Here is a 700-nt window from a genome sequence, read left to right on the forward strand (position 1 = left end):
GTATTTGGGGGCGGGGGAGGGGTTTTGATGCTTCTTATGCACTCACCCAGCTCTTCTTCTTCTTCTGTGTGGTTTTTTGCTGTTGATGGATGTTTCTTGAATTTAATGGGAGGTTAAAAATGCGGAAGTGTTTTCTGATTTTTATAGTTTTCACTTTGGCAGCTATTGGTGGTTGCTCGACCACTCAAGAGATTTTTCTTGCGAAGGGTGAGTACAAAAAGAAGATTTCAACGGTAGTGCAGGTCTTGGAGGCGGATAACTCCCCCGAGATGAACAAGAATCTTGAGAGCGCCTTGATCAAAGAGGGGTTTTCAATAAAAGTGCCGCTTCCCACAGGTACACGAAGGTCGGCTGAAGCAGATGCAGTTGTGAGCTATGCGGACGTCTGGCGCTGGGATCTTGCGATGTATTTGCGCTCTCTGACGGTCCGTCTCTACGACGCCGAAACAGGAGATTTGTTGGCGTCTGGAGACTGGAAGGATTCACCTTTGCACGGGTTTCGTGATTCCAAACTTGTGGTGGAGGGAGTGGTCAGTGAGATGTTCGAAAAGGTGCGCGCCGCAACCAAGGTCACCAATTGACGAAGGGTGCGTTGAACCCCCGAGGTCTTTGACGGCACGCGCTTGAAGCGGTTTCACGGTTTTCAAGGTTCCTATCACCATCGCTGGCGACCTACCCTGACCACAATGCCCCATGACCC

1 protein-coding gene is annotated in these 700 nt (G+C 50.3%); it reads left to right on the top strand.

Translation table 11 applies throughout. The features are described 5' to 3' along the window. The first annotated feature begins 155 nt into the window (after positions 1-155). Positions 156-581: a hypothetical protein gene (locus B0E41_RS00025; protein WP_171984612.1), complete on the top strand. Its 426-nt coding sequence runs from the start codon at positions 156-158 to the stop codon at positions 579-581. The last annotated feature ends 119 nt before the right edge of the window (positions 582-700 follow it).

Source organism: Hydrogenophaga sp. A37 (assembly GCF_002001205.1).
Lineage (GTDB): Bacteria > Pseudomonadota > Gammaproteobacteria > Burkholderiales > Burkholderiaceae_C > Hydrogenophaga.